We start from the raw sequence: 13,229 nt of genomic DNA, 5'->3' as shown, positions 1-13,229 counted from the left end.
ATATCCAGTCGTATTGGGTATTCAAATAGCTTGATCGCTAACATTAGATTTTGCAATTTCATCTAAAAATCATTTGTAGAATAAACTCAATAAATGGAACATAGTGAGCACAGTCTGTACTGAAGTGTATTATAGTATGGTAATCTCCCCTTAAACATCATAGGATCTAAAAGTAGATTTTTTCTTAAGATACAAGTAGGCTTATTCATTTTGAAATAAAATTGAATAAGCTTTCTATGCTAGGTTTTTGCAACAAAGCCAAAATAAATATAAATTAATAGTGTAATTAGAATTAAATTAACAATACTTACAATAATTATACCAATCTGTAGTATACTATTTTTTCGACATTGATAAGCGAATTGAGAAGAAAGATTTTTTAACTCATAAGAATTTTCATTTAATTCCTTTTGAATTAGTTCAATTTTTTTTGTAGTATTTATGGTCTGATTATCTAAAATTATTTCTACATTATTGAATCGATTATCAGTATGCAATAAATCTTTATCTACTTCATTTTTCAAAATTTCAAAGCTTTTACTACAATCTTTTACAAGTTGGATAATTTCATGTTGATATACTTTTAAACTACTTTCAATATCATTGAATTTGTCATTTACATTTCTTGATATCAATTTACTACTATCTCCTATTAAATCTTTAACAGAAGAAAAACCATCAATATTTTCATCGTATAATTTTTCAAACTCTTTTTTTGTATTATTACTTATAGAAATATTGTCTTTTATTTTTTCTTTAGTACTCTCGATATCCCATTTTAGATCATTAATATGCTTTTCAATTTTTTCACTTAAGGGTGTATTAATAATATTATCAACAAGTTGTTTGAGATCATCCATTGAGGTATCATTTACATTTAAAATCTCAGTATCATTTTTCATTAATCTTTTACCTCAGAGAATTTAGCATATTGTTGTTCCAAAATCATTCCATACCACAGCCTATGGAATTTTTTTACGATATTTCTTTCATCAATAAAATCTTTCTTAGACTGCTTACATGCTTCTTTAAAAGAGCATTTCATCAAATATTGAAAACTTTCCGCATGTCTTTTCAAGTCTATCATATTTATAATAAATTTTTCATGTTTAGCATTCAGAACTTTTAATGTATTTTCAATCTCACCGACTTTCTGTTCTATCTCATCTTTCGAAAACACAAATGATCTGATTTCATCTCTAATCTTTTGAAATTCCTTTTTCTTTTGTATTAATTTTTGTTTGCAATATTGTTTAATTTGTTTATCAGCATCAATAGCAAAGTTAGCAATTTCCTGCTCAATAGCATGATACAAAATATTGAAATCTTTGTCGAAAGTCGCATCAATCCAATAATCATCAAACCAATAGTCATTTAACATTTTATAACAAGATGCCAAGTTGGCTGTATCTAATGATGGAGGCTGCCCAAGATAAAACTCCTCGGACTTTAAAATTGAATAAGTTTCTACTTCTGTCCAACTCTGGCGCAATAGTAACGTCGTCTTTTTGAGCCAAGTCTTTAATGCAGTGACAGTATGTACATCTGGTTTCTGTGAATTAGAAAATGTTGAAAACTGCTTAATCATATCTGTAATAAATGATTCCCTCTCTATATCCAATAAATTATTAATTTCATATTGAATTTTTTGTTCCTTATACTCATAATCAGCACAAATATTTTTCAAACAGTCTGTATCTTCTTTATATTTTTCCAGTTCTTCATTCAGTTTTTTGCATTGCTGTTCATAGTTATTTTGTTCATTTTTAATTTTTTCTTTAACCAAATTTTGAACATTAAAACCATTCATGAAACGAGCATATGGATTTGCTGCCTTATGTAAACTTTCATAAAGAGCAACAAATGAATCATGATTAACTTTTTCAATTAAATTAAAATAATCAGGATTTTTGCTTTCCATATTTGACAATGAACGACCAAATTCCAATGGAAATATTATTTCCTGATATTCATTCGAATTTATAAAATCATGAGTACAGAGTTGTTCTGTAATCCTTTGCCTAAAACTATCTAAATCAAAACATTCTTTCTTTGCCTTTATATAATCTAAAATTGTTACTGGTGAAAAAGAATACGTTAAAACAATCCTAAATCGATTCAACTGCGATGTCCATGATTTAAATTCATTTAATGCTAATCTCTCAGGATTTAGGAAAGTTAAATCATCTAATCGTCCAACCAAAAGTACAAGATCAGCTGTGGTCGCATATGTTCTGGTAATCTCTTCTACATACCTTTGCTCATTTTCATCTCTTGCTTGAATTCCTGGTAAATCTAAAATACGAATATCTAATGGCTTCTGCTCTACATCTATATAAAAATATTTATTAGGGATATGAACATCAATAATCTCTCTTTGCTGTAATTTACCTCGTTCTACAGCTTCTCGTAGTTTTTCAAAATATTCATCGACTGTATTTATATCAATAGACTTATTCTGACTATCTCTAAAATGCCACTGATCATCAATAGATTTACGATAACGAATAGGTATAACTGTTGATGATTTTCCAATCTCCCGACCACCGCGTAATGGTTTGGAAACTTCATCTATACAATCAACCTTAATTCTAAGTAATTTTAGAATTAAGGTTGTCTTTCCTACTTGAGTCGAACCATAAACCACTATAGTAATCTGATCAGAGCGTGTTAAATCGGCCTCTAGATCTGGATCAACCTGATCCAGAAAATTCTGATATGCTTTTGTTGCCCATTGATCACGTTGTCTATAAATCTCAAGCCAATCTTGATTGTTTTCCACTTAATAACCTTTGTAAATTTTCTTGAGAATTTTTTACTATATTTAGACAACGATATATTGTATCTTTTTTAAGTAAATCTTGATTCAATCCATATGCCTTTTCCAAGTTATTGCGGATTATTGCACGAATGTTATCCATTACATCATCATACTGTTCCAATCCTGTTTGGACATTTACATCACCATAATGTCCTAGTACTGCTGCGATATATTCTTTCTGACTATTATGATAGTGCTCTGTTTCCTTTCCTATTTGATAAGCAAGATAGCCTGCAATCATAACGCCTGCCGCTACCATAGATACTGTTCCACCAATACCAGTTGCACCTACTGTAGTTGCATCACCAATAGTAGCACTACTTCCTGATATTGCTGAGACAAGGGCAGGAATCGTATCAATTTCTCCATCTACAGCAATATCTACAGCAAAAATTGTAGCCATTGTTCTCATAATTGGAATGAATGACTCTTTAAATTTTGGTAAACCTTCACTTGTTGATTTTGCGATATTTTCAATTAACTGAGATTCACTCATTCCTTTTTCAATATTAATACTAGGTGTTGCAACTATAGCAATTTGCATAATGCGTGAATATTCCATAACAACAGCTGGTACCAGTTCTATAGCTTTTAGAAAATCAGAGTTTTCATCAAATTTTATTTCATTGTTCTCTGTTAATACTAAATTTGGATGAAATAATAAATTAAACCCGTCTTTTACTTCTGGTTTGTCAAATAAGGCAGTCGTGTCATGGGATACATTATCACACAAAATCTCTTGTGTATTAGTCACCAAAGTTCCATTTCGTTCAAAATCTATAGCAATATCTAACTTCAATTGTTCTCTTGATAAATATGATAATGCTAATAAATTGCTCTCGATGATTGTCCTTGGCTGCTTATCATCCGGATTATCATTATCTAACCAAAATTGTTTAATTCGATTTTTATGACGATCACTATCACTATTTTGTATCAATGTATTGGTTGTATTTTTAAGCCAGTTCCCCAAACCCTCTTCATTTTTTTTATATGATTTTTCAGCGCTTTGTATAGCTGTGTTAACATAACTCTGAGTTTGAACAGCAAGTTTTTTAATATAAACTTTTTTAAATTTTTCTTTAGCCTTATCAAATTTTGATAAAATTTCTTCAACTGTTTTATCTTTTCCAACTACAGATTTAAGCCCCATGGAAAATAAAGTATCTTCAACCTGATCAATTATAGAATCTATTTCATAGGATAAAATTTCATCTAACTCACTATATTTAGCGTGTTCTGACTCTCTTGAACTAAGTGCGCTATTATGAATAGCAAAAATTAATGCTGGTTCCCATCTGCTTTTATATTCATCATTATTTGCACCTGTTAACACAATATTAGCTCGTCGTTGTCCTGAAAAATGAAAAACCTCAGCTACTGTTTCTTTTAGTTCTTGGCGTTCTTCATCAGTTAAATTTTCTGTTTTAGTTACAGCAATAATTGGGTGGCGATATTCTAAATACTTACTGCGTAAATCATTCAAAATTTTCAGTGAGCTATTTGTAGCAAGTCGTGTTTCATCAGTAACCAAAATACAACCTAATGCATGGGTTAACGTATGGCGCATCAATTCTTGCCATTTTTCATTTTGACGTGTTTCTAGTTCATAGCCCGGCAATAATACAAAACCGAATTCCTCACCTTTAAAATGCTTTATTGGAACATATAATTTGACTAATAAAATTGTGTTGTCAGTATTATAATTTCTCAATATTTCCTGCAATTGTTCTGGTTCAATTACAACTTCCTTTTCAAATCCTTGTTCTTCATCTAATTCAACTTTAACAGCATAAGGTTCTGTACAAGTGTTATTTTCAAGAATAAAGAGGGGTAATTTTTCACCACGCCCTTCATTTTCGGATAGCCATTTAGCATCTAAATTATAAACTTCACGAATTAAACGTGTTTTCCCAGCACTTTGAGTTCCTGCTACAGCAATGTATTTGGTATTAGCCAATTCTTTTGTAATTCGTAGCTTACGATTGACTGAAATTATTTTATCCTTTATTTCCTTATATTTAGGTACTCCTACTAAACTAGACAATAAATTACCGATTGATCGTTCTAATCTACCAATAGTTAATACTTCTTTATCCATCTACTATCTTCCTATTTTTTCATTATCATCATTGTATTAAATATACAAAAATTAATACACTTAAATCGTTGTGGTGCCAATTAAAATAAAGACATAAGTAGCCAATTTTAATATATTTTTCTATTATAGGTACCAAAAAAAAAATCTCAAGTACACTGTTTATACCAGTTGTTAAACAACAATATGATTACTTCGTTTATTTAGAACTCATTGATCGAGAAAATTTAGACTTGGAACTAGATTGTATATATCTTCAGGAGTAATGCTAGTAACATGACTTATTAACTGTTCAACTTGGAAGATAGGTGCTGTTTCCATTCTCGGTTTGGAATAATCATTAGGACTGGTTTCCGCTAGATTTAAATACTTTTTCAAATAATAAGTCAACATATTACGAGTATGACTATTACCCGCAGATTCACCCATATGGTGAAATGAAACAGCATTTTTAACAGCACTAAAAGCTATATAAGAAAATTTTCTACAACTGAGTTTAGCACTAAATATTTTCTTTTTAAAATCCTCAGGTATTTCATATTCCTGAATCCATTCATCTGTGACATTTCCTGAATAGTATTCATAACTTGAATAAAAGTAAGAATATGATAAAGATTCCCATGCATTAAGACAAACTTCAAAAATGTCAGAACGACGCAATAATTCCTCATATAAAACCGATAATATAATTGCTCTATCACCATTAAAGCCAATAATATTCACCTCAAATGGAGCATTTAAGTAACTTTCCCAAAGATTTATTTTACTTTCTGGAATTAAATCAAAATGATTTTCCTCAATTTTGATAACGTGATTTGAAATTAAGTCATATAGTAATGCAAATACAGTTCTTTCAGCAGGAAATATGTATTTCAATTTTTCCCTGATTAAAAACATCCCTTTTGTATCACCAATTTCTTCTAAGAGCGTAACTAGTCCAAATAAATTCTTGGTATCAACATCAACTAAATCAACTGCTGTAGCCAGATGAGGAGAAAAATAATGATCTAATTTTGGGTTTATTTTTTTTGGTTCCTGTTTATTGGGTTGAGAAGAGTTATTCTGCTTTTCTATTCGTTTGGTTGCGGCACTTTTAAAAAACTCTTGAACTTCTGGATTATCTGAACCTATATCTTTACTTAAAATTCCAAAAAACTGATCAAATAACGCCCAATCTGAGTGGGTAATTGCATCTCTTACTACATTTTTATACAAACTAGTGGAGTAGTTATAAGCCTTTGAATAATTTGGAGCTTCTAGAAAAGCCTGTGCATACTGTTTTTTTTCATTATGATCATAGGAAAAATAATGAGCAAACATTAATAAAGTTTGGCTTTGTTGTTGAACTGCACTCAGAACAATCCTAGTTAATTGCCTAAAGTTAAATCCTCCTTCAGATAAAAGGACATCCTCGTGGATTATCTCATACAAAGCTAGTAGCACTTTATCATGATCAAAAAATTTATTATCACGACAATATTTATAAATCGCATGATTATTTATAACTCCACATAAAGATTCTGAAAACTTAACTGAATCAAATTTAAATGTTTCGTTATCTGAAAACATTGCGAGTGCTATTGCTAAATAAGGATGTTCTAGCTTAGTTGCAACAGTAGTGTGTAGTTCTAAATATCCAAGACTGTATAAATCAATACCAAGACCTTCAAAATCAATAGCTTGCTCTCTCTGATTATCATTAATATACCAAGGACAATACGAATAATTCATTAAAAAAATCAAATCCAGTGCTAACTTTCTAGCATTATGTCTCTGGGATTTCATGCCTTTCAAAGTGATCATTTTGGCAAAAATATATTCTGGTATGTACTGCACGTCCTCATTATGTTTATAGCAAACATAAATTTTTTTGCAGAAATCAGTAAAGCAAAAACCAACTATGTCATTAAATACTAATGCTGAAGGAACAAATGGAGCCTTGTACTCTTTTTTTACAGGGCTACCAATGATTTTATATGTTTTACTTATTTCCATTTATAACGTTCAACCCTCTGACTATTTTCAAGCATGTTTGTGAACCGTACCGGCTATATCGGAGACAGTTTATTTAAGTTAGGCTGCATGACCTAACATGCTAATTTTATCTTAGTACATATTTTCAAGCTCTAATGGTGAAACATAACCAATTGAACTCTGTAGCCGCTTTTTGTTAAACCAGTCTACCCAATTCAATGTAGCTAATTCAACATCAGCTAAGCCTAACCAATCAGATTTCAAATATTCAATCACCTTCGTTTTATATAAACCATTCACTGTCTCAGCCAGTGCATTATCATACGAGTCTCCTGTTATTCCTACAGAGGCTCTTAAGTTCGCAGTTTCCAATCACTGAGTATAACAGGTTGAAAGTACTGCACCCCTCTTGCGGAGTAGTGCTCCTCATATGATGAATCACATTCTTAGACATACACGGATTAAGTGCATGCTCAAGCGCATCAAGTACCAGATCTGTATTCATTCGAAAGGAAACTTTACAACCAACGATTGCTTGTGAGAACACATTAATGATAAATGCCGTATTTATCCATCCAGAATGAGTCTGAATATAGGTAAAGTCAGCCACTCATAGCTGGTTAGGATGTTGAGCTGTGAAATCACGTTTAACCAAATCATCAGTTCTCTTTTGCTGATCAGCATGGCGTGTCGTTAGCTTATTCTTTCCACGCCATACACCTTGGATTTCAAGTTGTTTCATTAGGCGTGTACCGTGCAGCGAGTAATAGAATATCCATCTTGTTTAAGCTGTTGCCAAACTTTACGAATGCCATAACGTCCATGGCTCTTGCCATATTAACTTAATTTGCTCAGTATAATGTTGATCATGTAAATCTCTTTTCTAACGCTTTTCAGGATTCTGTATTCGATCAAAGTGGCGATAGTAAGTGAATGCAGCAATTGGCAATGTTTGACAAATCGCTTCAACACCATAATGAGCTTTATAATCATGAATGAAATCAACCATTATTTGTGTGGGCGGTCTCTAACTCCACCCGCGCGAAAAAGCAACTGCCTTACGAAGAGTTTCATTGGCTCATTGTAGCTCTTTGTTTTCAGGTTCTAGTTGTTTAATACGTTGTTGATCTGACAGAAGTTGAACCATACTGATTTTATCGGATTGAGCTGAGTCATTAACGCCCTCCTAGAAGAGATTTGACAGTAAAGCGGATTTATCATTAATGGTGACATTGGCATAACCTAACTTATTGAGCTGTGCAATAAGTTCATTTTCAAATTGTGCTTCGGTTTGAATTGTCATTTCTTTCTCTTTAAACTCTTCTAAATCGAGTTTAACAATTATGTTATTAAACTTAAGATAAATAATAAGAATTTTTTCAAGCGAATTGTATTTTTAAGATATTAAAGTTACGAAGAAATTTCTTATTCATTTTACGGCTATGATTATTTTGCATTTTTGGGTTAGAATTATTTAAAGTTCAAAACAGGTTAATTAAATTTGTGACCTATATAAAAACTAAAAAGGATAGAAAAATGGCTACAACGGTTATCGAAAATTGTAATAACGTCCAGTTATATAATTATGCAAACCAAGTTTCCGTAAAAGGTGCTGAAACTGGATGTAAGTTAGGATTTATTAAAGGGAATGGCATAAAAAAAACAATTAAGATTGCAACAGAAAGTTTTTCAAGATTCAAGTCTTCGAGTTCAATTGACATAGACTTTTATCCATCAAATGAAAAAGTCATCGAGGTGACGGCTGATGAAAATACAACCAATCTTATTGCCGTAAAAAATATAGGAGATACTTTGTCTATAGGATATAAAGATAGTGTTGCTTTTACATCAGTAAATACTGTGAAAGTACTGCTTAAGTATCCACAAATGCCTACAATTGAATTTTCTGGATCTAGCAATTTAACAATAAATAATTTAAAACAAGATTCCTTAAAGATTATTTTTAATGGATCTGGTCGTATGCGCTTGAATGGAATAGTTAAAAACTTATCTATAGAGTCTAATGACTCTGGGAAAATTCAGGCAAAAAATTTAATAGCTTCTAATGTAAATGTTTATTTAAGCGGTAGTGGAAAAATTGAAACTACTGCCATACAAACAGTTACGGCTTTAAATATAGGCGTAGGGAAAATTGAGATCAATGGAAATCCAAAATCAAGGCAAATTGAGGTAACAAAATTAGGGAAAATTAAATTTGAATAAAATACAAATTGACAGTCACCGTTAAAAATAGATAACTGTCAGCTCAGGTCAAGCTAGTACAGATTATTTATAAATTTTTGAAGTAATCGACATACTTTCCTGAAAGATTTTTTACTTTTTCCAACTCTGGATTAATTGTACTATTCCTATTATGAGCAATTAATTCTAGGAATGAAAGACTGATGCATTTACCAAGAGTCTTAAATAAAGCTATACACAATCCCTGCTCTAATTTTTCTGTTATTAAATCTTTTACATCTTCGACTCTAGCAACTCCAATCACCCAGTTCATTTTCCTAGAGATATTCAAATTGAGGACTACATATTCTGAAGTAGGTAGGATTGTAATTGTGACACCATGATCAACACCGCACTCTCGTTTTAACACATTATCCAGTTGTCCTAGATTAGTCCTTCCACCTATACATGGATTTTCATCTCCCTCCCTATACCAAAGAGCTTTATAAAGCTCTTGTGTGTATTGCGCTTTATCAAATTGCTCTCCAAATAGAATATGCCCAAGCCCTATCGCTAGTTTAGCCATGAAACGAACATCATAACGGAGATATATCGAGAGCTTATTGTGTCTTTTCTGACCGTTGCTGCATTTATTATTAAAATATTTGATTCTTCTTAAATCTAAAGTATCAGGCTCAGAAAAACCAATATCAGCTATATTATTAGCTCCTGAAACTGTTGTACATGATATTTTTCGAACATTCCTACCACTAAATGCATCTTCAAAAGACAACCATGTAATTAATGGATTTTTTAGTGAACGCTCAGCCCATATAAAGTACGCTCTAGTTTTTACTGTTTTTACTGTTCTTGGATTACCACCACAATACCAATACATTCGTTCATCTGAAGGACGAATCCAATATATCTGTTCACCTAAAGGTCCCAACCAGCATTCGCAAACTTCACCTTCCTTAATTTCAGGAGGAATAAGATCAGTAATGCCCATGTTTCTTAATGGTAACGGTATAGGATTATTAGGATCAAAAAAAGAATAGGCTGATTCAAGTAACTCATTAAAGACCAAAAAATCTTTCTCAAAAGATGCGTCAACAAACAATCCCATATTACTATTACATGTTTTACAAACATTTCTTGTTTTTAAGTAATCAGGTGCTTGACTACCTCCTAAAAACTGAGGAATTACATGCTCTAGCGTAAAGTCAATATTATTTTTATCTAGCTTACAGTAAATACAGATTCTTGTGCTCATAGGTTATTCAGATTGAATCAATGTAAACAACTCTATTACAAAAGATTAAAATTATCTAGAGTAGGCTTCTGTCATAAATCACTTTTCACACAGCCCTAAATTATAAATTCCTACAATCAAATCAAACCCTAAGCCAAGTCGTTTCTCTCTATTTCGATAACGCTCCGCAAGGATTTTAGTAGCCCTTAATGTACCAAATACATTATCAATTGTAATGCTTCGACAACAACTGTTAGTTAAGGACACTACGTATGATTAATTATTTAATTAAATGCGCTTGACTACTATATCGTAAAAAAGCTTCTATGGTTTCTATTACTGTTTTTGACTTATAAACTATACCAAGATCAATCATTTGAGAATTAATAATTTCCGTAACAAAATTAGCATTTGTTGGGATAGGTACCTGTATAATTTCACTCAAGGATTTCGCTTGATATACAGCAGCAATAATACCAACGAACATGAATTCAGGGAAATTAGATGCAGTTTTATTATGAACAAAAACTGGACTACCACTAGATCCCCCGAATACAGATGCATCAATCAAAAATTTGGGATTACCCTCATAATCCACTTGAAGTGGAGTTGCCGTAGTTCCTTTTCGTACAATAGGTAGTAAGTTAACTTTGTCCCAAATTCCATTTGGATAACCTACAAAATAAATATCTTCTATAGCATCTAAATTTTCAAGAACTTCTTCACTCACAGTAAGTTCAGATGGAATTCCTTTGCAAAAAATAGGCTGATTTAAATCATTTTGTATATAATTTATTGTCGGACCCAAAACAAATACAGCTACATCGACATCGTCATTAGGGTGACCAAACCAAGCATTAACCCAATAATCACTATCAATAATACTTCTAAAACCATATCCTAATTTAGGTTTCTCAGCATTAAAATCATCACCTGTTATAAAGGTAAAAAAACCATGTGTCGATCTACCAATTTTAGGATCATTAATAACATGTTTGTTTGTGACAAGAAATTCTGAAGTTGTATTTTCACTATTTTTGTATCTAAAAATAAATCCAGTTCCTGTACCAACTTGACCTTCCTTATATATGGATTCAATTTTAACTGTAGTAAAAAAAAACTGTTCTGTTGCTGATTTAACTTTCATATAAAATTTTTATTCCAAAAATAATAAATTAAACAACTATAGCTTCAATGCAATTAATACATCAAATGTTAAATCTAAAACTTTCGCTATAGTATGGGATTTTATATTACCTAAATATTTTAATTTTATCAAACCTATTAATTTATACAATGGTCTTGTTACGCCATTAGCTAAAATACCAATACTTCCATCAATAAATTAAGCATAATTAAAATCATAGATTTATTTTCAAGCTTTTATTCAATAACTTGAATTGGTATTTCAAATAGAATTGGTTCATCATATTCAGAACACATAATATTTACTTTTATGAAACCATCGCCAATCGACTTAGGAAGAATATAATAGTTATTTTCAAAAATATTCCGAGAATGCAACAAAGAACCTAATTCGATAATAAGAGTTGTTGGCATAAGTTTCTTAAAGGGGTGATCTAATGGAAATTTTGGTATATAACTACCATGCCTCCCCCCAAATATATTTGGAAGAAGATAATTTTTAGACCGTTTTTCTGGTATTGCAATATGTCCAATAATCATTTTATTTAGTTCATTTTTATAAAATTCTAAATTTTCACTTGAATTATCATCAACTAATAAAACAAAAGGAGGAAATTCGATTTTTATACTTACTTTACTTGCAATGACTTTCCCAATGTTTGATACATCTATAGCTAAATTATTATGTCCATTTTCAATTTGATAATAATCTCTTAAAGCATGATTATGCTGTTTTATTACATTATCAGTGATTCTATCTAGGTCATCATTGTAAATTTCTATATAGTTTTCAGCAGATAATCCTATAATTAATGAACCTGAACTCAAATTTTCAAGTTTATTAAAACCAAAATTCTTTTGTTTTTTTTCAGGTCTTTCATAGTATTCATCTTCACGTAATTTATGCCAAAAAATTTCTAAATACTCATCTTTATTGTAGTCTATATTATTTATATTATTTAACGAAACTTTTAAAATAGGTTTCTTTAAAGAAATAGAATGTTTTAATTGCTCATTTTCTTCGCGTAACTTTCTATTCTCTTCACTGAGTCTACCAATCTCTTCAGCTAATTGACCCGAAACCTGATTTCCTCGCACCCAGCCTACACCACCATGTTTCCTCATATTTTTGTACAAAGAACTAGAAATTTTATGTTTTAAATCATCAACACTATCCCAAAACTCACATAGTCGATCTGCTAAAACTTTTTTTCGGAATTCTTTTAATTTTTCAACATTCTCATTATTACTATCTCTCTCATATGGATGAGTAGCGACATTCTCATTGCGGACAAAACAAAGTAGTTTTAAACCTTTATTGACAGCATAATCAAACTCCTTTTCAGTGAAGCTTATTCCTTCATCTTTAGAAATGGAACCATAACGATGACCAAGGATTAAAATATAGAAATCACTAGAATCTATTAATTCTTTAATTATTTTCCACTGCTCATCATTATCAGCACCAAATAATTCCATACCAACAGGAAAATTATAGGATTCAAGAACAGTATTGATTACCGCACTTCGTGCTTGGACTAAATCTGTATAAGTCGAACTAATAAAAACTTGGTATTTCGTTTCATTATTCATAGAGGATATCTTTATGAAAACTCACTAATATATATAACATTTAAATCTAATTCCATTCAACTAAATAATAAAAATAGACATATCTATAGTTTAAATATTCAAATTATTCTCAAAAAAAGTAACCATTTCATGAATCGTGTTGATGTCAAATGGAGGTCAGTTTA

Annotated in this window: 8 protein-coding genes and 2 pseudogenes; 1 reads left to right on the top strand and 9 read right to left on the bottom strand. The window is 30.9% G+C overall.

The window, feature by feature from the left end:
- Window positions 1–239 precede the first annotated feature (239 nt).
- The 5 genes and pseudogenes from CQZ96_RS18075 to CQZ96_RS18055 form a co-directional block, all read right to left on the bottom strand.
- On the bottom strand, window positions 240–902 hold the full coding sequence (locus tag CQZ96_RS18075; protein WP_105714653.1) for a hypothetical protein: 663 nt from the start codon (window positions 900–902) through the stop codon (window positions 240–242).
- A complete protein-coding gene (locus CQZ96_RS18070) occupies window positions 902–2,782 on the bottom strand; it encodes a dynamin family protein (protein ID WP_105714654.1) in 1,881 nt (626 codons plus the stop codon). Before CQZ96_RS18070 ends, CQZ96_RS18075 begins: the two co-directional genes overlap by 1 nt.
- Window positions 2,757–4,922 (bottom strand): hypothetical protein, encoded by a 2,166-nt coding sequence (locus CQZ96_RS18065; RefSeq protein ID WP_105714655.1) that lies wholly within the window; start codon window positions 4,920–4,922, stop codon window positions 2,757–2,759. Before CQZ96_RS18065 ends, CQZ96_RS18070 begins: the two co-directional genes overlap by 26 nt.
- Before the next feature lie 207 nt (window positions 4,923–5,129).
- Entirely contained in the window at window positions 5,130–6,914 is a 1,785-nt protein-coding gene (locus CQZ96_RS18060; protein WP_105714656.1) for a hypothetical protein, read from the bottom strand.
- 111 nt (window positions 6,915–7,025) lie between these two features.
- Window positions 7,026–8,037 (bottom strand): annotated as a pseudogene (locus CQZ96_RS18055) (IS3 family transposase); the annotation flags it as partial.
- A 392-nt stretch (window positions 8,038–8,429) separates the two neighbouring features.
- Here CQZ96_RS18055 and CQZ96_RS18050 point away from each other — a divergent pair.
- Window positions 8,430–9,116, top strand: a complete 687-nt coding sequence (locus CQZ96_RS18050; protein ID WP_105714657.1) for a GIN domain-containing protein — start codon at window positions 8,430–8,432, stop codon at window positions 9,114–9,116.
- Between the two features lie 67 nt (window positions 9,117–9,183).
- On the opposite strand, the gene CQZ96_RS18045 is transcribed toward CQZ96_RS18050, so the two are convergent.
- From CQZ96_RS18045 to CQZ96_RS18035, 4 genes and pseudogenes are all read right to left on the bottom strand, one after another.
- Window positions 9,184–10,347 (bottom strand): HNH endonuclease, encoded by a 1,164-nt coding sequence (locus CQZ96_RS18045; RefSeq protein WP_105714658.1) that lies wholly within the window; start codon window positions 10,345–10,347, stop codon window positions 9,184–9,186.
- Window positions 10,348–10,425: 78 nt separating this feature from the next.
- Window positions 10,426–10,536: pseudogene (locus CQZ96_RS21720) on the bottom strand (IS5/IS1182 family transposase); the annotation flags it as partial.
- Window positions 10,537–10,606: 70 nt separating this feature from the next.
- Window positions 10,607–11,473: a trypsin-like serine peptidase gene (locus CQZ96_RS18040; protein ID WP_105714659.1), complete on the bottom strand. Its 867-nt coding sequence runs from the start codon at window positions 11,471–11,473 to the stop codon at window positions 10,607–10,609.
- 236 nt (window positions 11,474–11,709) lie between these two features.
- A complete protein-coding gene (locus tag CQZ96_RS18035; protein ID WP_105714660.1) occupies window positions 11,710–13,065 on the bottom strand; it encodes a DUF4062 domain-containing protein in 1,356 nt (451 codons plus the stop codon).
- Window positions 13,066–13,229: the final 164 nt, after the last annotated feature.

The sequence above is a fragment of the Acinetobacter sp. MYb10 genome, assembly GCF_002980175.2.
Taxonomy (GTDB): domain Bacteria; phylum Pseudomonadota; class Gammaproteobacteria; order Pseudomonadales; family Moraxellaceae; genus Acinetobacter; species Acinetobacter guillouiae.
This window is presented reverse-complemented; position numbering and strand designations above follow the sequence as displayed.

Coding starts and splice junctions, on each gene's coding strand:
- CQZ96_RS18075 (WP_105714653.1), bottom strand. CDS start 902: ATGAAAAATGATACTGAGATTTTAAATGTAAATGATACCTCAATGGAT.
- CQZ96_RS18065 (WP_105714655.1), bottom strand. CDS start 4,922: ATGGATAAAGAAGTATTAACTATTGGTAGATTAGAACGATCAATCGGT.
- CQZ96_RS18060 (WP_105714656.1), bottom strand. CDS start 6,914: ATGGAAATAAGTAAAACATATAAAATCATTGGTAGCCCTGTAAAAAAA.
- CQZ96_RS18050 (WP_105714657.1), top strand. CDS start 8,430: ATGGCTACAACGGTTATCGAAAATTGTAATAACGTCCAGTTATATAAT.
- CQZ96_RS18045 (WP_105714658.1), bottom strand. CDS start 10,347: ATGAGCACAAGAATCTGTATTTACTGTAAGCTAGATAAAAATAATATT.
- CQZ96_RS18040 (WP_105714659.1), bottom strand. CDS start 11,473: ATGAAAGTTAAATCAGCAACAGAACAGTTTTTTTTTACTACAGTTAAA.
- CQZ96_RS18035 (WP_105714660.1), bottom strand. CDS start 13,065: ATGAATAATGAAACGAAATACCAAGTTTTTATTAGTTCGACTTATACA.